The sequence below is a fragment of the Roseateles terrae genome, from assembly GCF_014192155.1.
GTDB lineage: Bacteria > Pseudomonadota > Gammaproteobacteria > Burkholderiales > Burkholderiaceae_C > Roseateles > Roseateles terrae.
The window spans coordinates 1,272,902-1,294,659 of sequence record NZ_JACHXO010000001.1 but is presented as its reverse complement, the minus strand read 5'-3'; the positions used below and the strand labels follow the sequence as shown (position 1 = coordinate 1,294,659).

The 21,758-nt window shown below is 65.9% G+C and carries 20 protein-coding genes; 4 read left to right on the top strand and 16 right to left on the bottom strand.

The window, feature by feature from the left end:
- Positions 1-11: 11 nt before the first annotated feature.
- From FHS28_RS05440 to FHS28_RS05425, 4 genes are all read right to left on the bottom strand, one after another.
- Positions 12-446: a DoxX family protein gene (locus tag FHS28_RS05440; protein WP_088448728.1), complete on the bottom strand. Its 435-nt coding sequence runs from the start codon at positions 444-446 to the stop codon at positions 12-14.
- The gene (locus FHS28_RS05435) at positions 443-2,335 is read right to left on the bottom strand and encodes an amidohydrolase (RefSeq protein ID WP_088448729.1); all 1,893 of its coding nucleotides are present in this window, start codon (positions 2,333-2,335) and stop codon (positions 443-445) included. Before FHS28_RS05435 ends, FHS28_RS05440 begins: the two co-directional genes overlap by 4 nt.
- The gene (locus FHS28_RS05430) at positions 2,328-2,666 is read right to left on the bottom strand and encodes a XapX domain-containing protein (RefSeq protein ID WP_088448730.1); all 339 of its coding nucleotides are present in this window, start codon (positions 2,664-2,666) and stop codon (positions 2,328-2,330) included. The genes FHS28_RS05435 and FHS28_RS05430 overlap by 8 nt, the downstream gene beginning before the upstream one ends.
- Positions 2,667-2,908: 242 nt before the next feature.
- On the bottom strand, positions 2,909-3,562 hold the full coding sequence (locus FHS28_RS05425; protein ID WP_088448731.1) for a hydrolase: 654 nt from the start codon (positions 3,560-3,562) through the stop codon (positions 2,909-2,911).
- Between the two features lie 263 nt (positions 3,563-3,825).
- Here FHS28_RS05425 and FHS28_RS05420 point away from each other — a divergent pair, with 263 nt between their 5' ends.
- Positions 3,826-4,452 carry a response regulator transcription factor gene (locus FHS28_RS05420; RefSeq protein WP_088448732.1) on the top strand — a complete coding sequence of 209 codons (627 nt, stop codon included), beginning with the start codon at positions 3,826-3,828 and terminating at the stop codon, positions 4,450-4,452.
- A 58-nt stretch (positions 4,453-4,510) separates the two neighbouring features.
- Here the strand turns inward: FHS28_RS05420 and FHS28_RS05415 are convergent, their stop codons facing one another.
- Complete coding sequence (locus tag FHS28_RS05415) at positions 4,511-6,733, bottom strand: ATP-dependent helicase (protein ID WP_246409505.1); 2,223 nt, start codon at positions 6,731-6,733, stop codon at positions 4,511-4,513.
- A gap of 210 nt (positions 6,734-6,943) precedes the next feature.
- Here FHS28_RS05415 and FHS28_RS05410 point away from each other — a divergent pair, with 210 nt between their 5' ends.
- A complete protein-coding gene (locus FHS28_RS05410) occupies positions 6,944-7,762 on the top strand; it encodes a TspO-related membrane protein (protein ID WP_221193711.1) in 819 nt (272 codons plus the stop codon).
- Positions 7,763-7,807: 45 nt separating this feature from the next.
- Here the strand turns inward: FHS28_RS05410 and FHS28_RS24820 are convergent, their stop codons facing one another.
- The 11 genes from FHS28_RS24820 to FHS28_RS05360 all read right to left on the bottom strand — a co-directional run bounded on the left by FHS28_RS24820 (position 7,808) and on the right by FHS28_RS05360 (position 18,241).
- Positions 7,808-7,942, bottom strand: a complete 135-nt coding sequence (locus tag FHS28_RS24820) for a hypothetical protein (protein WP_510647761.1) — start codon at positions 7,940-7,942, stop codon at positions 7,808-7,810.
- Positions 7,905-8,132, bottom strand: a complete 228-nt coding sequence (locus tag FHS28_RS05405) for a hypothetical protein (protein ID WP_088448733.1) — start codon at positions 8,130-8,132, stop codon at positions 7,905-7,907. The genes FHS28_RS24820 and FHS28_RS05405 overlap by 38 nt, the downstream gene beginning before the upstream one ends.
- Positions 8,129-8,806 (bottom strand): excisionase family DNA-binding protein, encoded by a 678-nt coding sequence (locus FHS28_RS05400; RefSeq protein WP_088448734.1) that lies wholly within the window; start codon positions 8,804-8,806, stop codon positions 8,129-8,131. Before FHS28_RS05400 ends, FHS28_RS05405 begins: the two co-directional genes overlap by 4 nt.
- A gap of 152 nt (positions 8,807-8,958) precedes the next feature.
- On the bottom strand, positions 8,959-9,963 hold the full coding sequence (locus FHS28_RS05395; protein ID WP_246409503.1) for a glucokinase: 1,005 nt from the start codon (positions 9,961-9,963) through the stop codon (positions 8,959-8,961).
- A gap of 21 nt (positions 9,964-9,984) precedes the next feature.
- Complete coding sequence (locus FHS28_RS05390; RefSeq protein WP_088448736.1) at positions 9,985-11,055, bottom strand: ABC transporter ATP-binding protein; 1,071 nt, start codon at positions 11,053-11,055, stop codon at positions 9,985-9,987.
- Between the two features lie 3 nt (positions 11,056-11,058).
- A complete protein-coding gene (locus tag FHS28_RS05385) occupies positions 11,059-11,952 on the bottom strand; it encodes a carbohydrate ABC transporter permease (protein ID WP_088448737.1) in 894 nt (297 codons plus the stop codon).
- Between the two features lie 20 nt (positions 11,953-11,972).
- The gene (locus FHS28_RS05380) at positions 11,973-12,851 is read right to left on the bottom strand and encodes a carbohydrate ABC transporter permease (RefSeq protein ID WP_088448738.1); all 879 of its coding nucleotides are present in this window, start codon (positions 12,849-12,851) and stop codon (positions 11,973-11,975) included.
- Between the two features lie 124 nt (positions 12,852-12,975).
- Positions 12,976-14,232, bottom strand: a complete 1,257-nt coding sequence (locus tag FHS28_RS05375; RefSeq protein WP_088448739.1) for an ABC transporter substrate-binding protein — start codon at positions 14,230-14,232, stop codon at positions 12,976-12,978.
- A gap of 93 nt (positions 14,233-14,325) precedes the next feature.
- Positions 14,326-15,510 carry a maltoporin gene (locus FHS28_RS05370; protein ID WP_088448740.1) on the bottom strand — a complete coding sequence of 395 codons (1,185 nt, stop codon included), beginning with the start codon at positions 15,508-15,510 and terminating at the stop codon, positions 14,326-14,328.
- Positions 15,511-16,111: 601 nt separating this feature from the next.
- On the bottom strand, positions 16,112-17,539 hold the full coding sequence (locus FHS28_RS05365) for a sensor histidine kinase (RefSeq protein ID WP_088448741.1): 1,428 nt from the start codon (positions 17,537-17,539) through the stop codon (positions 16,112-16,114).
- Between the two features lie 24 nt (positions 17,540-17,563).
- Positions 17,564-18,241 carry a response regulator transcription factor gene (locus tag FHS28_RS05360; RefSeq protein ID WP_088448742.1) on the bottom strand — a complete coding sequence of 226 codons (678 nt, stop codon included), beginning with the start codon at positions 18,239-18,241 and terminating at the stop codon, positions 17,564-17,566.
- 325 nt (positions 18,242-18,566) lie between these two features.
- Between FHS28_RS05360 and FHS28_RS05355 the strand changes: the two genes are divergently transcribed.
- On the top strand, positions 18,567-18,773 hold the full coding sequence (locus tag FHS28_RS05355; protein WP_088448743.1) for a hypothetical protein: 207 nt from the start codon (positions 18,567-18,569) through the stop codon (positions 18,771-18,773).
- A 326-nt stretch (positions 18,774-19,099) separates the two neighbouring features.
- Positions 19,100-21,751: an ATP-binding protein gene (locus FHS28_RS05350; RefSeq protein ID WP_184294188.1), complete on the top strand. Its 2,652-nt coding sequence runs from the start codon at positions 19,100-19,102 to the stop codon at positions 21,749-21,751.
- The last annotated feature ends 7 nt before the right edge of the window (positions 21,752-21,758 follow it).

Genomic DNA, 21,758 nt, shown 5'->3' with positions numbered 1-21,758 from the left:
GCGCGGGACGACTACCCGCGCCGCTCCTGCCAGTCCGTCCAGGCCACCAACAGGAAGCCGCCCACCAGTCCCCAATGCTCGAAGAAGCTGTTCATCAGCATGAAGCGGTCCTGGCCTGTGGCGTCCCAGTAGCGGTTGGCCATGAAGGTGGCCGAAGCGGTGAAAACGGCCAGGGCCAGCGCGCCCAGCCACCGCAGTCGACCCGTCAGGATGAGCGCCGAGGCACCCAGTTCCAGCACGATCACGGCGATGGCGAACAGCGGCGCCGGCGCCAGCCCGAAGTGCTGCATCTCGCCAACGGCGCCGCCGAAGTCGAGCAGCTTGACCAGCCCGCCTTGCAGATACGCGGCGCACAGCAGCAGCAACGCCACCCAGCGCACCGGCCCGCCGGTGGAGAGGCGCCGACCTTGGGGTGCCGACGCGGACCCGGGGTAGGCGGCGCTCATACGGCCCAGCAGGCGCAGCCCAGGGCGCCCCAGAAGCTTTTGAGATCCGAGACCGGCGCATTGCTGGCCCAGGCGCGCGCGTGGTCGTGCTGGTGGACGCCACAGTTGGTGGCGCAGTCGCAGCTGAGGTTGCGCTTCATCGCGGCCTGCAGCGGACGACCTTCCTGGTCGCCCCAGCCCGCATACCCGCCGAACCGGCGCACCGGCGACCAATCCGGCAGCGGCAGCGGGGGAGAGGTCTCGTCATCGGCGCTGAACTCGCCCGCGCCCCAGACCACCTTGCCGCCGACGACGGTCAGCAGGGCGGTGGTGTCGGCGATGTCGCTTTCCGGGCAGGCGAAGAAGTCGCGGTCGGGCACCACCAGGTCGGCCAGCATGCCTTCCTGGATGCGGCCTTTCTTGCCTTCCTCATTGCTGAACCAGGTGACGTTCTCGGTCCACATGCGCAGGGCTTGTTCCCGGTCCAGGCAGTTGCGCTGCGGGGTCAGTTGCAGACCGCCCACCGTCTTGCCGGTGATCAGCCACGACAGCGACACCCACGGGTTGTAGGACGCGACGCGGGTGGCGTCGGTGCCCGCGGAGACCTTCAGGCCCTTGTCCAGCATCTTCTTGACTGGCGGGGTGGCTTCGGCAGCGCCGGCGCCGTAGCGTTCCACGAAGTATTCGCCCTGGTAGGCCATGCGATGTTGCACGGCCACGCCGCCGCCGAGGGCGGCGATGCGGTCCATCGACGCTTCGGAGATGGTCTCTGCGTGGTCGAAGAACCAGTTCAGGCCTTCCAGCGGGATGTCCTGGTTGACCTTCTCGAACACATCCAGCGCGCGGCTGATGGTTTCGTCGTAGGTGGCGTGCATGCGCCAGGGCCAGCGGTTCTCGGCCAGGATGCGGACGACGCCTTCGAGGTCGTCTTCCATTTGCGGGGGCATGTCGGGACGTTCGACGCGGAAGTCTTCGAAGTCCGCGGCGGAGAACACCAGCATTTCGCCGGCGCCGTTGTGGCGGAAATAGTCGTCGCCCTGCTTGTACCTGGATTCCTGGGTCCAGCGGAGGAAGTCGTCCTTCTCCTGCTTGGGTTTCTGGGTGAACAGGTTGTAGGCCAGGCGGATGGTCAGCAGTTGCTCCTTGGCCAGCTGCTCGATCACCGCATAGTCGTCCGGATAGTTCTGGAAGCCGCCGCCGGCATCGATCGCGCCGGTGACGCCCAGGCGGTTGAGTTCACGCATGAACAGCCGGGTGCTGTTGAGCTGGTACTCCAGCGGCAGCTTGGGGCCCTTGGCCAGCGTCGCGTAGAGGATGGCCGCATTGGGCTTGGCGAGCAGCAGGCCGGTGGGGTTGCCTTGGCTGTCGCGGGTGATTTGACCGCCGGGGGGCTCGGGGGTGTCCTTGGTGTAGCCGACGGCGCGCAGGGCGGCGGCATTGAGCAGGGCGCGGTCGTACAGATGCAGGATGAACACGGGGGTGTCGGGCGCCACCGCATTGAGTTCTTCCAGGGTGGGCAGGCGCTTTTCGGCGAACTGATGTTCGGTGAAGCCGCCGACGACGCGCACCCACTGCGGCGCGGGGGTCACATCGACCTGCCGCTTGAGCATGGCCATGGCGTCGGCGAGGGAGCGCACGCCGTCCCAGCGCAGTTCCATGTTGAAGTTCAGGCCACCGCGAATGATGTGCAGGTGGTTGTCGATGAGGCCGGGCAGCACGCGTTTGCCGCGCATGTCGATCACCTTCGTGCGGGGGCCCTGGAGGGCCATCACTTCCTGGTCGTGGCCGACCTTGAGGAAGCGACCGTCCTTGATGGCGACGGCCTGGGCGGTCGGTTGGGCGCGATTGAGGGTGGTGAACAGCCCGCGATGCAGGATCAGGTCAGCATAGACGGAGGAGGAATCAGCCATGACGGATCTCCGAAGCGGCGTCGGCCGCCTTGGCGACCGGAGTGGAAAGGGAAGCGGACGTGGCAAGCGCGGCGGGCGGCGTGGCCTTCTCGGCGCACCCGGGCAGCTGTCCGAACATATGGGGCTTGACCTGATGCTGGAGCCAGGAGACCTGAGTGGCATCGTCGCGCTGTACCAGCTTCTTGACCAGTGGGGGCACCTGCTCCCCCAGAAGGATGCCCAGCAGTCCGACGAGTGCGATCACTGGCGGCGCTGGCGAGCGCACATTGAACAGGGCGTAGATCACGCCGACGAGCAGGCCTACGGCCAACGACACAAGATAAGGTTTCATCACAGCTCCACCAACCACACACCAGACACAGCGCACACCTCTCCGCACACTCAGCAACCTTTCAGGCCCGGCAGCGCCACACGCCTGGCAGCGCGGGGCGATGCCAGGCTCACCGCCCTCGTCACCGCTCGCCCGGAGACGCCCAGCGTCTCTCGGGCCGATCAAGCGGAGCCCGTGGAACCGGCTCTGCCGGGCCACCGGGCTCGCCCCCCTGGGGGGGCCGACGAAGTCGGTAGGGGGGGTTACCCTTCATGCGCGTTGAACATGGTCTTGGCGTAGGTGATGCCAAGGCCATAGGCGCCGCCGAACTTCTTGGCGATGCCAGTCGTCATGTCATACGTCTCGGCGCGTGCCCAGTCGCGCTGCAGTTCCAGCATGTACTGCAGGGCCGTCATCGGACGTGCACCGGCCTGCACCATGCGCTCCACCGCGCGCTCATGCGCTTCGGTCGACACATCGCCGCAGGCATCGGTGATCACGTACACCTCGAAGCCCTGCTCCAGCGCCGAGATGGCCGGCCCCACGATGCAGACCGACGTCCACAGTCCGGCCAGCACGATGCGCTCGCGGCCGATGGCGTTCACCACCTTGATGACGTTGGCGTCTTCCCAGGTGTTCATCGAGGTCCGGTCGATCAATTCCTGGCCCGGGAAAGCCGACGTGATTTCTTCATACATCGGGCCCGAGAAGCTCTTCTCGGCGACGGTGGTCAGGATGGTGGGCACCTTGAAACCGGCGGCTGCATTCGAGATCAGGGCGGCGTTGTTGCGCAGTTCGATCGCATCGATCGACTTGGTGGCGAACGACATCTGCGACTGGAAGTCGATCAGGATCAGGGTGTGGTCCTTGGGCGAGACGAGTCCGGTGCCGGGGGTCGGGGTAGCGGTGATGGCCATGAGATGTCCTTTCGTGAAACTATCAGCAACCGGCCGGACCTGCTGTCCGACCTCGGGCTGAAGTCTGCGCCGCAGGTCCCCTGGCGAGATCTCCAAGATGGGAGGGTTGGGGGCCACTCGATCGCGCCAGCAGGTCGGGGCTTCCCCATTTGGGGAGGGGGGGTCTACCGCCGGGGTGCACAAGGCTTCACAACTCATCACTCGCCGGAACGACCAGCGAACGCGAACATGCGGCCTGTGAGATTTGTGAAGGAGCGAACACCATGATGAATTGGCCGACCCAACGTATTCAGGTCAGCGTGGCCTATGTCGATCCCCTGGTGGCGATCGGTCTGAGCACGGTGCTGTCACAGCAGGTGGACATCGATGTGGTGGAAGCGGATGGGCGAGCAGCGCCCGGGCCGCACATCGTGGTGGCGGACTATGAGCGGGCGCTGAACCTGGTGGCCAGCCGCGCCACTGGCCGCGAGCGGCATGCCAGCGCACCGAAAGTGCTGGTGGTGACGGCCAACGACCGGGAGCAGGAAGTGCGTTCAGCGCTGGAGGCCGGCGTGGAGGGGTATCTGGAGCTGGGCTGCGAGGTGCAGGACCTGGTGTCGGGCGTGCGTCAGCTGGCCCGCGGCTCGCGATACCTGAGCGCAATGGCAGCGCAGCGGATTGCGGCGAGCATGGCGCGGTCCACGCTGACGGATCGCGAGCAGCAGGTGCTCGGCCTGGTGGCGCGCGGCAAGAGCAACAAGGGCGTGGCGCTGGCGCTGGACATCTCCGCGGGCACGGTCAAGGCGCACATGAAGGCGATCTTGAGCAAGCTCGACGCGGAGACGCGCACCGAAGCAGCGAGCATCGCGATGGAACGTGGCCTGATCGGGCCGGCCATGCTGGTGTCGTGAGACTGCCGCGGAGATGCATGGGTGCTGACACGGTCCTCACCGATGGCAGAGCTCCCGCTCACCACTTCTTCAGGCGTGCCGCCACATCCATCGCTGGCTTCACCAGCTCCGGCAGCGGCGCGCGCAGCTCGTTGGCCGGGCCCATCTTGTCGAAGTGGCGTGCGACCTTGCCGGGGATGAAGCGAGACACGCTGGCGTAAAGATGGCGGTCGCCGTGGCGGGCCTGCTGCGTGACGTAAAAACGCTGCGGCACCATCACCGAGAGGTGATGCTGCGCCCGTGTCATGGCCACGTAGAGCAGCCGACGTTCTTCCTCGATCTGCGCCTGAGCACCGGTGCTCAAGTCCGACGGCATGCAGCCGTCCACGCAGTTCAGCAGATACACCGCGCTCCATTCCTGCCCCTTGGCGGAATGGATGGTGGACAGGATCAGATAGTCCTCATCCTTGAGGGGAACACCCGATTCGTCACTGCTCGCCTCCGGCGGATCCAGCGTCAATTCGGTCAGGAAACGCTCGCGGCTGCCGTACCCCTGCGCAATGCGGGCCAGCTGTTCCAGGTCGGCCAATCGAATGGCCGCATCTTCATGCAGACGATGCAGATGCGGCGTCAGCCATTCCATCGTGCGCTCCAGATCCAGCGGCCATTCGGATTCTTCCCGCAGCGTCAGCATCAATTCGCACAATGCCGCCCAGTCGGCCGCAGCGCCACGCGGCGGCTCGAAGCCACGCAGGGCCGTGGCCATGTCGGCAGCGCCGTCCACTGCGTCAACCAGACGCCGGGCACTGGCGGGCCCAAAGCCTGGCAGCAACTGCGACACCCGAAAGCACGCAAGGCGATGATGCGGATTCTGCGCCCACCGCAACACGCTCAGCGCATCCTTGACATGGGTGCTCTCCAGAAACTTCAGCCCGCCAAACTTCACGAAAGGGATGTTGCGCCGGATGAGTTCCAGCTCCAGCTGCGCACTGTGGGTGGTCGTCCGGAACAGCACCGCCTGCCGCTTCAGCTTGAGGCCTTGCTCACGTCGCTCCAGCACCCGGTCCGCCACCCAACGGGCCTGACGGGCTTCGTCATCCACCGTCACCAGTTGCGGCCGCTCACTGGACGCCTTGTCGGACCAGAGCTGCTTGGCATAGCGCTCCCTGGCCTGCGCAATCACGGCGTTGGAGGCTTCCAGAATCGGCTGCGTCGAGCGGTAGTTCCGCTCCAGCGTGATGACCCGCGCGGGCGGATCAAAACGGGACGGGAACTCAAGAATGTTGCGCACTTCCGCGGCGCGGAAGGAATAGATGGCCTGGGCGTCGTCCCCCACCACCGTCAGGCGCCGCCCATCGGGCTTGAGGCGATGCAGGAGCGTCGCCTGCAGCCGGTTGGTGTCCTGGTATTCGTCCACCAGCACGTGGTCGAACCGGTCGCCGATCTCTCGCGCCAGTGTCGGCTCGGCCATGATCTCGGCCCAGTACAGCAGCAGGTCGTCATAGTCGAGCAGGCGCTGGCGCTGCTTCTCCAGGACGTAGGTTCGGAAGAGCTGCCGCAGTGAATCGTGCGCCGGGAAGCACCACGGGAAGTGTTCCTGCAGGACCTGATCCAGCCGGGCTTCGCTGTTGACCGCGCGGGAGTAGATGTTCAGGCAGGTGGATTTGAGCGGGAAGCGGTCGGCGGTTTCCGCCAGGCCCAGGGCCTGCCGCTGCAAGCCCATCAGGTCTTCGGCATCCGCCCGGTCCAGGATGGTGAACTGCGGATCCAGGCTGATGCGATGCGCGTACTCCCGCAGGAGCCGGGCACCGACGCTGTGAAAGGTGCCCGCCCAGGGGAACCGGGGTGCCATCTGGGTGGCCCGCAGGCCGAGCGCCCGGTGAAGCACCTGGCCCGCCCGCCGTTCCATTTCTGCGGCGGCCCGTCGGGAGAAGGTCAGCAGCAGGATGCGCTGCGGGTCCGCCCCGGCCATGACCAGCCGCGCCACACGGGTGGCCAGCGTCTTGGTTTTACCTGAGCCGGCCCCGGCGATCACGAGCAAGGCCCGGTCCTGCGCAGGGTCGTCCTGCAGACCGTGTTCGACGGCGGCACGCTGATCGCCGTTCAACTCATCAAACACGCTGCCGTCAGCGGCTTGGGCGACGGTGCCCGGCGGAGGCGGGTGAACGTCGGCGGTCGCGAGGGCGGCAATGGATGCACTGGATGCGCCGGATGCGCCGGATGCGCCGGATGCATCGAATGGACCGAATGCATCGGGGGCGTCGCGTGCAGGCGCCGTGTCTGGCAGGGCGGGGGACATCATGAGGCCCCCATCATAGGCTGTATGGATGATCAGTGTTTGGCAAAAAGTGCGCAGCAGAGGGGCGGTTCTCGCTCGGACCTCGCGCGGGCCCGGCGAGCGAGCGCGCGGTCATCGGATGAATGCAGGGATCGCCCCCGAGCTTCAGTCAGCGCGAAGGCACGGCGCTTGCCTTTCGTCCGGTGTACGCTGTCCCTCCACGGAGACCTGCCCATGCTGCCCATTCTGCTGACCCTTTCCGCGCTGGCCATGCCGGTCATCGCCTGGTTCTCCCAGCAGGGAACCTTCGGCCCGGACAACAAGACGTTGTCGGACCAGTACCCGACCCTGATCGTGGCGGACGGTTATGCGTTCTCCATCTGGGGCGTGATCTTTCTGCTGGATCTGCTGATGGCGCTCTGGACGCTGCGCGGCCGGGAGCCGGCGAATCCGGCGCTGGCGGCCATCCGCCACCGCTGCCTGTTGCTGACGACCGTGGGTTTTGCGCTGACGGCCAGCTGGATGGTGGTCTTCGCCCAGCAGTGGTTCTGGGTGGCACTGGGGATCATGTGGGGGGCGCTGGCCTGTCTGCTGTGGGCGCTGATGCTGGTGGCCCATGCCAGACCCCAGGGCGCTGCCGCCTGGCTGACGCTGCTGCCCCTGGGCCTGCATGCGGGCTGGCTGTCGATGGCGGCATTTCTCAACACCGCGCAGGTCATCGTGGCCCAGCAACTGCTGCCGACCGTGGACCAACTGCCGTGGACGCTGGTGCTTTGGGCGCTGGCGGCGCTGCTCCTCTTGGTGGCGATTGCCCGGTTGCATCAGCCGATGACCGGCTGGCAGGCCCTGGGGTATGTGTTTTCGGCGGTCTGGGGGCTGGTGGGCGTCTATGTGAAGCAAAGCCGTGGCGAATTGCCGGGCGCTCAGACCTCCGCGTGGATTGCGCTGGCACTGGCGGTCGTCCTGGTGGCGCAGACGGTGTGGCTGCGCGTGCGGGGAGGGCGGCCGCCCCGGGGGCAGGAAGACGGGTTGATGTCGTATCGGCCGCATTGATCGGCGAGCGTCAACACCGACCGCGCAGCATCATACAAAGCTTCCTCAATGGCGCGACTGTTGAGGTCCAGCCACGCCCAAGATCCTTGTGACGCGAGCGGTCAGGCTCTGAGCGCCTGCCTTTTTCAGCAGAGCGAGGAGTTCAGTCAGTGAGTATGGAGGATGTTTCAACTCCTCCACGGTGCGCAGCAAGGCCCTGGCTGTAGCTGCCGGTTCCGCGGTGCCATGTTCGCAGGAACTCTTGATCGATCTCCGGCGTCCAATGGGCGGCAAAAACTTTTTCGGCCCGAAGGTCCATCAATACGTCCGCCAGCCGCAACCTGAGCAGCACACAGGTATCCAGCACCACAAGGGTGTCGTGCAACGTCATGGGCGAGTCTTGCGGGATGTCTTTGCGCGTGGCGCAAGGATAGGGGCGGATGTGTCGCGGACGACGTTCTTGAAATGTCCGTCCGGGAATTCATAAAGACCCGCTGCCTCAGCCGCTTCGCGTGGCGATGGCGATCCTTCATGCTGCTGTGTCCTGGCGGCCAGATAGGAATGAACGGCCGAAGAGCGAATGCGGCGGTGCCCCCCTTCGGTCATGACCACATCCCCCAGCTTCCCCTGATCGCAGAGCATGGAGATGTAGGGCCGGCTCACCTCCAGCCGCTCGGCGGCCTGCGCCGTGGTGAGCAAGGCATCAGTGGCAGGTGGCTGAGGGGGCGCGGCCGACGCAACAGATCCGAGTTCGGCTTTTGCAAGCTTGGCGATCAGACCCATGCGCATGGCCTTGCCTTCAGCTGTTTGAGAACACAGCGAGCTGTGGATCGCCTTACTGATCAAGCGCGCGATGTCTGCTTCCAGGCGCTGCATGTCACCTGCTGCCTCGGCCCGGGTACTTCTCGCATTTCCTCCCTTCAAGGGCGGGAGGCGGAACTGCTCCACCTCTGCAGCAACAAACCTGCCCACCTGTTCCGCCAGCGAGTCCACAGGGTCGCGGGAGAGGGAGGGGTAGCGGTCCGCGGGGGCGGCCGAAACGGTCTTGATCTGGGCGCGAGGCATGGTCTCTCCTTGGTGTCGAAAAAGTCTAACACCAAAGAGAAAAAAGTGAAAAAAGCGAAACGCATGACAACCGTCCTGGAGAAGGTCGCGGCATCGACAAACGAAAAAAAGCCGCCCTCAGGCGGCTTCTTCATTTCAGACGTCAGACCCGCTCAGCGAAGCGCCTCGGCCACCCCGCGCAGCGCCGGCGATTCCTTGGCCTGGATCAGGTAGACCGGCACTGATTCCATGTAGGCCTTGAAGCGGCCCTTGCTCACGAAGCGTTCATGGAAGGCCGAGGCCTCTAGCCGGTCGATGACGCGCGGCAGCACGCCGCCACCCAGATACACCCCGCCCCGGGCGCCCAGTGTCAGGGCCAGATTGCCCGCCACCGAACCCAGGAAGGCGAACATCAACTCCAGCGTCTCATCGGCACGCGCATCGCTGCGGTCCAGCGCGCGAGCGCTGATGGTGGGCGCGTCCAGCCCGGCCGGCACCGTCACACCGTCCAGCTCGCACAGCGCCTCATACATCCACACCAGGCCCAGGCCCGACACCGCACGCTCCGCCGAGGCATGACCGAAGCGCTTTTGCAGCGCCGCAACCACGGCCTGCTCACGCGGGGTCACCGCGGCCAGCGTCACATGGCCGCCTTCGCCCTGCAGCGCCCGGTAGCTGCCATCGCCCACCGGCACCAGACCCGACACCCCCAGGCCAGTGCCCGGACCGATCAGGGCCAGCGCGCCATTGGCATCCGGCACGCCGGCGCGGATCTGACGCTTTTCTTCCGCCGCCAGTGTCGGCAGCGCCAGGGCCAGCGCGGTGAAGTCGTTGATCACCACCAGCTTCTCCAGCCCGACGGCCTGACGCAGCGCCTCGATGGAGAAGGACCAGTGGTGATTGGTCATGTGCACCTGATCCCCGACGATCGGGTTGGCGATGCCGATGGCTCCCTGCACCGGACCCAGGCCCGCCGTATGGCGGCCGGTGTCCTTCAGATAGGTCTCGATGGCCGCCTGCAGACTGGGGTAGTCGGCGCAGGCATAGGTCCGGACGTCCGTCAGCGCCGCCTGCGGCTGGGCCTGCCAGGCAAAACGCGCATTGGTGCCGCCGACATCGGCCAGCAGTCGGCCCTGAGCCGGGGTGCCCTGGGGCGGGGGAACAAGCATCGCACTCATGTGAAGAAGAATCGGGTCAGGTCAGGCCAGCCGCTTTTCGCTGCCGGCATCGAACAGGTGGGCCGATTCTGCCGCCCATTGGAGTCGTACCGTATCTCCCACGTTCAGATGGGGATTGCCGGCGACGCGTGACGTGATCTGCCCAAGCGGAGTATCCACCAGCAGATAGGTCTCCGGACCCGTCGGCTCGATCATGACCAGTTTGCCAGGGACGCCGTCCTCCGCCAGACGGATGTGCTCGGGGCGCAGCCCGTACAGGCAGCCGCCATTGCCCTGGATGGCGGCGTCGATGGTCGCCTGCTGCTGGGCGCTGACCGGCAGTGCCACGCCCTGGGCCCGCAGCCCCTGCTGCTGACGCTCGGCGGTGACGAAATTCATCGTCGGCGAGCCGATGAACTCGGCCACGAAGCGGTTGGCCGGACGGGTGTAGATCTCTTCCGGGGTGCCGAACTGCTGCACCAGGCCATCACGCATCACGGCGATCCGGTCGCCCAGCGTCATCGCTTCCACCTGGTCGTGGGTCACGTAGACGGTGGTGGTGCGGGTGCGCTGATGCAGCAGCTTGATCTCGGCCCGCATCTCGATGCGCAGCTTGGCGTCCAGGTTGGACAGCGGTTCGTCGAACAGGAACAGCTTGGGATCGCGCGCCAGGGCACGGCCCATCGCCACACGCTGACGCTGGCCGCCGGAGAGCTGTCCCGGCTTGCGGTCCAGCAGATGGTCGATCTGCAGCATCTTGGCCACGCGCTGCAGCGTCTCTTCGCGCTGGGCCTTGGGCACCTTGCGCATCTCCAGACCGAAGGCGATGTTCTGCGCCACGTTCATGTTGGGGTAGAGCGCATAGCTCTGGAACACCATCGCGATGTCCCGGTCCTTGCTGGGCAGATAGGTCACATCGCGGTCACCGATGTGGATGCTGCCGGAGGTCGGATGTTCCAGACCGGCGATCATCGCCAGCAGCGTGGACTTGCCGCAGCCCGAGGGGCCAACCAGGATCAGGAATTCGCCGGCATCGATGGAGAGATCGATGCCCTTGAGAATGTTGGCCGCACCGTAGCTCTTGCGGACCTGGGAAATGGTGAGTGCACCCATTTTTTATCCTTTCACAGCGCCGGCGGTGAGGCCGCGCACGAAATACTTGCCAGCAATGACGTAGACCACCAGGGTCGGCAGGGCGGCGATGAGCGCCGCCGCCATGTCCACGTTGTATTCCTTGACGGTGCTGGTGGTGTTGGCGAGGTTGTTCAGGCCGACGGTGATCGGCTTGCTGTCCGCACCCGAGAAGACGACGCCATACAGGAAGTCGTTCCAGATGGAGGTGAACTGCCAGATCAGCGTCACGACCAGGATGGGCGTGGACAGCGGCAACACGATGCGGATGAAGATCTGCCAGAACGAAGCGCCATCCAGCGTCGCGGCCTTGATCAGCTCATCCGGCAGGCCGGCGTAGTAGTTGCGGAAGAACAGCGTGGTGGACGGCATGCCGGCCAGCACGTGCACCAGGATCAGCCCCCACACCGAACTGGCGATGCCCAGCATGCCCAGCACCTGGCTCATCGGCAGCAGCACCACCTGCATCGGCATGAACACGCCGAACAGCAGGAAGGCAAACATCACCTCGCTGCCGCGGAAACGCCACTTCGTCAGCACGTAGCCGTTGAGGGCGCCCAGCGCGGTGGAGATCAGCACTGCCGGCACCACCATGAACACCGAGTTCATGAAGAAGGGCTTCAGGCCGCCGCAGTCGGTCCCGGTGCAGGCACTGCTCCAGGCCTTGGACCAGGCTTCCAGGCTCGGGCTCATCGGAATGGACAGCAGCGTGCCGTTGCGCACTTCGTCCATGGTCTTGAGCGAGGTGCTGACCATCACATACAGCGGGGTCAGGAAGAAGGCGGCGAAGGCCACCAGCACCAGCAGCAGCAGCACACGCTGCCACGACAGGCCGCTGGGCCGGCGGGCGGCCACCACGGGGGAGGGGGTAGAGGTCATCTCGGGTCTCATCACGGCGCTCATGACTTCGAACGCAGCTCGGAATAGAGATAGGGCACCACGATCGCCGCCACGGTGGCCAGCATGATGGTGGCGCTGGCAGCACCCAGGCCGATCTGGCCGCGGGAGAACGCCATCGTGTACATGAAGGTCGCGGGCAGGTCGGTGGCGTAACCGGGGCCGCCGGCCGTCAGCGCGATCACCAGGTCGAAGCTCTTGATCGCGATGTGGGCCACCACCATGAGGGTGGAGAAGAACACCGGACGCAGCGTCGGGATCAGGATGCGCCAGTAGATGCGGCTCAGCGACGCGCCGTCCACCTGGGCGGCCTTGATGATGGAGTCGTCAATGCCGCGAAGGCCGGCCAGGAAGAGGGCCATGACAAAACCGGAGGACTGCCAGATGCCGGCGATCACCACGCAATACAGCGCATGGTCGGGGTCCACCAGCCAGTCGAAGCGGAAACTCTCAAAGCCCCACGACTGCACCAGATGCTCGATGCCCAGGCCCGGGTTGAGGATCCACTTCCAGGCGGTGCCGGTCACGATGAACGACAGCGCCATGGGGTAGAGGTAGATGGTGCGCAGCACACCCTCGGCGCGGATCTTCTGATCCAGCAGGATGGCCAGCAGCAGACCCAGGAGGGTGGTGCCGCCGATGAACAGCACACCAAACACACCCAGGTTGGTCAGGGCCACCCACCACCGCTCGTTGTCGAACAGTGCGCGGTATTGGTCCAGACCGACGAATTCGTAATTGGGCAGCAGCCGCGACGCGGACAGCGACAAATAGCCGTTCCAGGCCATCAGCCCATAAATGAAGAGGAAGGAGAGAAGGAAGGTGGGCGCCACCACCAGCTTGGGAAGCCAGGGACTGCGCGGGGCTCTTGAGGCGGACATGCTGGGCGGCGGGTACTGCAAGAGGGGCGGGAAAGGGCCAGGCGTTCCGTCAGGAAGCCGGCCCCGCAGGGCAAGAGGCCGATGAAAAAGGGGCGACTCCTCACGGAGCCGCCCCTGGTGCGGCTTACTTGGTCTTCGCAGCGGACACCAGGCGGCTCTGAGCCTCCTTGGCCGTCATCTTGTCGCTGTTCCAGAACTGGCTCACGACGTCCTTCATCGCGCCTTCGGCAGCGGCCGGGACGGCCATGCCATGGGCGATGGAGGGCACCAGGGTGCCGGACTTGGCATCAGCGGCAAAGTCAGCAGCCGACTGCTTGGCGCAATCGTCGAACTTGTCCATCTTCATGCCGGTACGGACCGGGATCGAGCCCTTGTTCAGGTTGAACAGTTCCTGGAATTCCGGCGACATGATCGCCGCGGCCAGGTCCTGCTGCGCCTTTTCGTTGGCCGTGTTCTTCAGCTTGAACATCGCGAACGAGTCAATGTTGAAGGTGTAGGCCTTGGCCGAGCCGGGAGCGGCGGTGCAGAGGAAGTCCTTGCCCGGGGTCTTGCCCGCGGCCATGAACTCGCCCTTGGCCCAGTCGCCCATCAGCTGCATGCCGGCTTCGCCCTTGATCACCATGGCGGTGGCAAGGTTCCAGTCGCGGCCCGGCGCGTTCTTGTCGGTGTAGTCCTTGATGCGCTTGAAGGTGGTCAGCACCTTCTCCATCTCGGCACCTTGCAGCGTCGCCGGATCCAGCTGGACCAGGGCCTTCTTGTAGAAGTCCACGCCGCCCAGGCCAATGGCCACGGCTTCGAACGTGGTGAAGTCCTGCCAGTTCTGGCCGCCGTGGGCGACCGGAATGATGCCGGCCTTCTTCAGCGCTTCAGCGGTGGTGAAGAACTCGTCCCAGGTGGTGGGCACCTTGGCATTGGCCTTCTTCAGCGCTTCAGGGTTGATCCACAGCCAGTTCACGCGGTGGACGTTCACCGGTGCGGCAATGTAGTGGCCCTTGTACTTCATGATGTTGGCCACCACCGGCGGGATCACTTCATCCCACTTGCCGGCTGCCGCCACGCTGTCGATGTTGGTCAGCACGCCTTCAGCGGCCCATTCCTGCAGGGAGGGGCCCTTGATCTGAGCGGCGGCCGGGGCATTGCCCGACACCACGCGCGACTTCAGCACGGTCATGGCGGAGTCACCGCCGCCGCCGGCCACGGCGAAGTCCTTCCAGGTGTGACCCTGCTTCTGCAGCTGGGCCTTCAGGGCGGAAGCCGCCTTGGCCTCGCCGCCGCTGGTCCACCAGTGCAGCACCTCGACTTCACCGGCGTGGGCCGCACCGGCACCCGCCAGGACGGCGACCAGGGCCGTAGCCTTTGCGAGTTGCTTGAGCTTCATCATTTGCTTTGTCTCCTTGTGAGAGGAAGGTTTGTCTACAGCCAGGGATGACAGCGACGGGGCGCGATCAGCCTTGTGTCGTCCGTATCAGGCTGATCAGAACCACATTTCGACCTGGGCGCCGACGCTGGTGCCCGAGGTCTTGTCTTCGAAGTTCACGTTGTTCGTCACGTTGCCGGCCGCGCGGTTCCACTTGGCGTGGGTCACGTACAGACGGAACTCGGGACGGTCCATCAGCGCGGGGCCGACCGACAGCGTGGGGGCGAACGTCAGCTTGGTCAAGCGGGCGGTCTGGCCACCATCCGGCTTGTACTGGGAAACGCCAGCTTCGGTCAGCAGCTTGAAGTTGCGGGTGACTGCGTAGGAGACGCGACCACCGACGGAGCCCGACTTCGTGGCCACGCCCTGGTTGTCCTTCTCATGCGCATACAGCACCATGGCCATGCCGCCCCAGGCGCCTTGCTGCCAGTTCACCGATTCCACGATGCGGTACTTCTTGGCGGCCGAGGTGTCGGTCAGGTTGCCGAAGTTGGAGTTCAGACCGGTCGAGCCCTGGGCGTATTGCAGCCACACGACGTTGTTCAGACCGGTGCCGAACATGTTTTCCTGTTCGTGCTTGAAGGTCAGACCCCAGCCATTGGTGCCGCCGGCGAACTGGCCCTTGGTGACCGTGCCGAAGACGCTCAGCTTGCCGCCGTCATTGACGGCTGCATCGACGTATTCCACGTTGCCACGGTGGCCGGGGCGCTCGTTGGAATCCTTGTCGGTCTTGTAGTAGGCCACGCCCAGCTTGCCCGGGCCCAGGCCGGTGAAGCCCTTGGCGCCGGCGCCCACGCCCACCATTTCGGTGAAGTAGGTGTCCACGATGTGCACGTCACCGCGGCGGCCGCGTTCCTTGCCGATCCAGAAAGTGGCTTCCGGAGCGATGTCGAAGCCCTTGGCTTCGGCAAACATCTGGGCCACGTCCCAGTCACCCTTGGTGCGGTCGGTGGAGCCGTCGTAGTAGTCGGTCATCAGCGTGACCTTGTATTCCACGCCGTCCTTCTTGAAGCCTTGAGCCAGCTGGAATTCACCGTAGAAATCGCACTCGTTGCCCAGGCGGTACTTCATGCCCTGGGTGCCACCGTTCAGCGCGTAGCACGAACGGGAAGTGCCATTGGAAGTCAGGCCGGGGCCGGCGCGGAAGTAGCCGGTCCAGTCCAGTGCCTGGGAGGCGCCAGCGGCCATCAGCAGACCGACGGCCAGGGGAATTTGCTTGTACGCGTGAGCGATGCGAATCATGGTTGAGTCTCCGTGTGAGGCTGCGAAACGACCCTCCGGGTGCGTGTCGTTAAGCAGACGTTTATCTTTCTTGCATGCGGGGCGCACTTTAATTTTCCTTTAATGAAACTATATTGGTGCTTACCACTATGGTTTTCGGGCGGTACGCGCGTCGATTTCCCCCTCCTGGGGCGGCGTGCGCATCAATGCGGGGCGCCCCGTGTTTCGGGGCTTGGCGCCCCTCATCACCGTCGTCCTCCCTCCATTCAGCTGGTGTTCAGCTTTCATTCAGGAATGTCGCATCGGGGAACCCTAGGGCATCCGGTGTGCCCGGTTGTTCCTGCAAAGTGGAACTTTTGGTGCGAGGGCCATCGAAGCGCGCATTCAAGAGTCGGGTCGTGTCATTCCCATACACGGACGAAGGCACACGCTCACGAAAGTGCGGCGTTAAATCAGCGCGCGTTCCGGACAAGTTGACCGAAGAAACCGCAAGTAATCGGAACGCTCGAACGCACCGGCTGGCCTGCTTCATCTACCAAAGTGTCGCCCAACGCGTTGCAAATTTTGACCAACGTTGCGCCCAGTGTGCGCCGCGGGTCCCTGAGGAACCGCGGCGGGAGATTTATACGGCCATGGCCGCCGGCAGCCGCACGGTGACTTGAAGGCCCTGCGGCAGCAGATTGCGCGCCTCCACGCTCCCCGAGTGGCGCTCCACGATTTCCTTCACGATCGACAATCCCAGGCCGCAGCCGTTGCCTTCCTGCGTGCCGCGGAAGAATCGCTCGAAGACCTTGTCCTCGATATCGGGGGCCAGGCCAGGCCCGTTGTCGGAAACCGTCAGCGTCACCTGACCCGGCAACTGTGGCGGACGGGCGACATGCACGGTGACCGTGGCGCCCCGCCCGGCATACCGGATGGCGTTGTCGACGATGTTGACCAGCGCTTCGCGGAGCAGCAGATGGATGCCCATCACTTCAATCGCCGGGGAGGGTTCGTCTTCCTCCTCGAAGCCCAGATCCACCTCCTGCTGCAGCGCACGGGGCACCATCTCCGCCGTGGCCTCCCGCGCCAGGCGCACCAGATCGAGCCGGGTCAGCGGCTGGCGGGTGACCGATTCGGGTTCGGTCCGCGCCAGCGCCAGCAACTGATTGACCAGGTGGGCGCTGCGGGTCGCGCTTTCATGCACCCGCGCCAGGCGGGTGGTCAGCGGCCCGGGCGGCGCCTCCGCCAGTGCCAGTTCGCTCTGGCTCTTGAGCCCCGCCAGCGGCGTGCGCAGCTGATGGGCCGCATCACTGATGAAGCGCCGCTGGCCCTGCACATTGTGTCGGACCGAGGCCAGCAGGTCGTTGATGGCCTGGGCCAGTGAACGCAGCTCCTGCGGTGCTGCATCCAGCTCGATCGGCCGCAGGTCATTGGGTTTGCGCCCCTCCACCAGCCGGCGCAGACGGCTGATCGGGGCCAGCCCGGCGCCCACACCCGCCCAGACGATCATGCTCATCAGCACGATCAGCAAGGACAGCGGCAGCATGGTGTCGATCAGCAGCCGGCGGAACAGCAGTTCGCGGTTGGCGCTGGAGCGGGCCACCTGCACCAGCATCATCTGCTGGGCGCGCGGATCGTCCCCGAACTGCAGATACAGCGCCGCCACCCGCACCGGCGACTGCTGGACGCCGCCATCCGGATCTTCCAGCTGGCCGTCGTAGAAGCGCGCTTCGCCCAGCGGCGGGCTGGCGGGCGTCGGCGGCGGGCTGGGCAGGTTGCGGTTGCCGAGAATGAATTTCCCGGGCGGTGAGCTCACCGTATAGAGCAGCTTGTCGCTGGGGTCCGCCTCCAGCACATCCTGCGCGGCGCGCGGGAAGTCGATCAGCAGTCCGTTGCCCATCGGCTTGACCTGGCGGGAGAGTGACCGCACCGCCTGCGCCAGCGTCGCATCCACCGCTTCATTGGCGTAGCGTCCGGCCAGCCGGTAGCTGAAAAGGGCGCCGGCCAGCCACAGCACCAGCTGGGGCAGCAGCAGCCACAGCAGCAACTGTCGCTTGAGGGAATACATCGTCGCGGCGGCGGTGGGCGAACCTCAGGTCCGCTCCAGCTCCAGCAGGTAGCCCAGGCCCCGCACGGTGCGGATCGCCACCTGCGCGCCCTCCAGCTTGCGGCGCAACCGGTGGATGTAGACCTCCACCGCATTGTTGCCGCCCACGGCATCCGCGCCGCGCTCGCCGGACCAGACCTGATTGATCTGTTCCTTGGTGATCACCCGGCCCTGATGGGTTAGCAGCAGGTCCAGCAAATCGAATTCTCGGGGGCTCAGCTCCAGCATCTCGCCGCGTACTTCGGCGGAGCGGGTGTCCCGCAGCAGGCTGAGCTGGCCCAGTTCATGGCCGGCCTTGATGGTGCGGCTGCGACGCAGCAGCGCGCGCAGACGGGCTTCCAGCTCAGGGAAGTCAAAAGGTTTTGTGAGGTAGTCGTCCGCCCCGGCATTCAAGCCCGCCACCCGGTCTTCCAGGCTGTCCAGCGCGGTCAGGATCAGCACCGGCAGCGACGCATCATGCTGGCGCAACTGGCGCAGCACCTGCAGGCCGTCCACCATCGGCAGGCCCAGGTCCAGGACCACCACGTCGAAAGCCTGCTTGGCCAGCAGGTACTGGGCGACCGCCCCGTTGGGCGCATGTTCCACGGTAAAACCACTGGCGCGCATCTGCTCGCACAGGGCATCCGCCAGGAGGGCATCGTCTTCAGCCAGCAGCAGGTTCATGGAGGTCGGTGGTCTCAAGCGCCCCGTCCTGGGGCGCCGGAATGTTAGCGCGCTTATGAGGCGGGGCGCAGAAGGGGCGACCGGCGCACCTCCAGACGGCAATCGTCAGTCTTTTGGGCGCTGTGGGTGCGCGATGTCCTGTCATCGCACGCCGGGTCCGGCAATCCATCACAGCGCCCGGCGACGCGGGGCTTGGACGGGCTGGCGTGGGGCGGCATCATGCCGGGACGGCCCGAAGCAGGCGGGGCCGCACCGGACCTTGCGCCGGCCTCGCGCCTGCGACCCGCGTCACTGCTGTGACCGCGGGACCTTCAGGGCTCGTGAAGTGGACCTCAAACAACTGCTCTGGCGCGTGGTCTATACCAAGAACGCCAATCTGCACAGCGGCTCCTTCTGCGCCGGCCCCTGGCATCCGGACAAGGCGCATGTGGAACGCTGCGCCGAAGTGCTTCGCGCCCGTCAGTTGGAAGTGGGCATCCAGAGCAATCAGCAGGCGCAGAAAAATGCGACCCAGTGGAACGGCCTCGGCTGATGGTCCACGCCGGATGCGGACACCCTGAACGCCGGGTGGTACTTTTTCGTACACCCTCTGGGAGTTGCGTACTCGCTGGCATGCGTCCACGCTGAGGCGCAATCGCTGAACGTACAGCTCCCGCTTCTTTCTCTTCCTCGCACATCGCGCCCTCGGGAACGCCCCAGGTCCGCTAGACGATGTCATGGAGCACCCTTAGACTCGCGCCGACTTTCGTGACTCCCTCCGGCGCGAGGGCCGGTGACGTTGATCGTGCAGCGCCGTGTCCGTTGGCAGTGTCCACTGCAACGGACTTCCAAGAGGTTCCCCAACGAGGGCGATCAGAAGTGACGAGTCGATATCGCTTCGAAGGATTCGTACTAGACCTGTCTACGCGGGCCTTGCTCGCCGACGGGGTGCCCGTGCCGCTGAGCGGCCGGCAGGTTGACCTGCTCGCCGCGCTGGTGGTGCAGCGGGGTGCGGTGGTGTCCAAGAATGATCTGCTGAGCACGGTGTGGCCCGGGCAGGTCGTGGAAGAAAACAATGCGGCGGTGCATGTGTCCGCCCTGCGGCGGGTGCTGGGCCGCGAAGCCATCGTCACGGTGACGGGGCAGGGCTATCGCTTTGCCCTGCCTTTGATGGAAGACGAGGCGCCTGGCGCAGGCGCTCCGGCCGGTGCCGTGACGGGCGATGCAGGTCGATTCATCCTCGCGGGTCCGCCCACATCTACTTCGCCCCCGGTGCCGACCGTGCGGCTGAAGGCGCTGCCCTCACTATCCGTGACGGTGCAGGGCCGCGATCACGATCTGCAAAGCCTCCTGAGCCGTCTGGTGCGCCATCGGCTGGTGACGGTCGTGGGCGCACCAGGCATCGGCAAGTCGACGCTGGCGCTGGCCTGCGCGCATGAGCGCCGCCAGGCCTGCCGGGACGGCGCAGTGTGGGTCGATCTGCTGCAGGGGGGGCTGTCTCAGGAGCCTGCCTGTGCGGTGGCCGTCGCCCTCGGGCTGGATCCGGCCACGCCGCTGACCACCTTGCTGGAGGTGCTGCGGCCGATGTCGCTGCTGCTGGTGCTGGACAATGCCGAGGGCCATGCGGACCGGGTGGCGGCGTTTTGCCACACGCTGATCGAAGGCACGGAAGACGTGACGCTGATGGTGACCAGCCGCCGCGTGCTGCGCGTGCCGGGCGAACGGGTGCTGCGCACGCCGCCGCTGTCGGCGCCGCCCCAGGGCCGCAGTGTCGATGACGCCTTGAGCCACGGCGCGGTCGCCCTGTTTGTCGACCGCGTGCGGGCGCAGGGTCTGCCGTTTGCACTGGGTCAGCACAACCTGGATCAGGTGACGATGCTGTGTCGCCGCCTCGATGGCCATCCGCTGGCGCTGCAACTGGCCGCAGGGCGCCTCGCCACGTTTGGCCTGGACTCCCTGTGCGAACGTCTCAATGACCGATATCGCCTGCTGACACGCGGGACCCAGACGGGGCCTCGTCGTCATCAATCGCTGCGGGCCTGTATGGATGACAGCCACGCGTTGCTGAGTGAGGTCGAGCGGCTGATGCTGCGTCGGCTGGAGCCGTTTGAAGGCGGCTTCACGCTCGAGATGGCGGCTGCGGCGCTGTCGGACCGCTCCCTGGACGCCTGGACGGTGGCCGAGGCGCTGGAAGGGCTGGTGGACCATTCACTCATCCAGGTGGATGGCGATGACCGGCCGCGCTACGAGCTGCTGGAAAGCGTGCGTGCCTATGGGCTGCTCCAGCTGGAGGAGCATGGCGAAGTGCATCTGGCGCGGCACATGCATGCCTACACGGTGCACCAGCTGTTCGAGCGTGCCGCCCGTGCCTTCGAGATGATGCCAGACGAGCGATGGATCGGCGAATTCGCGCCAGAACTGGGCAATGTCCGCGCGGCGCTCGACTGGTGCGTGGAGCATGCGCCCGTGCTGGGCCTGGGTCTGCTGGCGCATGCGCTGCCGCTGTTCGAGCTGCTGGGCCTGCGGGACGAAGCCGGCTGGCGTCATGCCGCCTTTGAGAACGAGCTGCCGCACGACTTGCCTCCGGAGACCCTGACCCGGTTTTGCATCGATCACGCCAGCCTCATGCTGCCGCAGGATCCGGCCGGAGCGGGCGTGTGGTTCCGACGCGGATTGCGGGCGTCGCGCACGGCGGATGATCCCTCGGTGCGCTACCGGGCGCTGTGTCGCCAGGTGTTGGGCGACCGTGAGATCAGCCGCGCCGCCTTGCGCCACGCGATGGGCGAGATGACCGCGCTGGCGGGCACCTGTGAAGGACCGCATGCGGAGCGACTGAAGCTCCTGGGCCTGGTCGCCCGCGCCCATGTGTGGCGGCTGGAAGGGCAGGCGGTCGAAGCCGACAAGGCGCTGTGTGCCTCTTTGCGGCTGGCGCGGGAGATCGGCGCCGCAGCCTGGCTGATGGACGATCTGGAACGGCTGATCACGCTCCTCGTGGCCCATGGCCGGTCCTTGCCCGGCGCGGCGGTACTGGTGCGTGAGTGGGAGGCCGGTGCCGTGGACGGCGCCGTCCGCCAGCGTCTGCGCGCCTGCCGTGCGGCGGTGCTGCTCGCCGAAGGGCGAGTGCGCGAGGCCCGCGCGGTGCTGGAGCTGCTGACCGCGGCCGATGCCCGATTCATGGCGGGTGCTGACGGCCCGCCGCTGTGGATGCCGCTGCTGGCCTGGCTGGCACTTGCGGAAGGCCGCGATGCGGATGCAGCGCGTCTCACCGGCCATGTGCCGAATGCGTGGCCACAAGGGGCGCAGCAGATGCCGGATGCACCGTGGGATGCCTTGCTGCAGCGGCTTCGCATGCGCATGGACGATCTGCAACTGGCGGACCTGCGCGAGGAAGGGCGTCGGTGGCTGGAAGTCGAAGCGCTCACTGCAGCGCTTGCGCCGGCGGGCGAACTGGCGCGGGAGTCCCCGCGGGTGGTGGTGGCCATGCGAAGGTCGGAACCGCGATGCGAAGGCGGACCGCCGGTGTGCAGCTGACGACGGC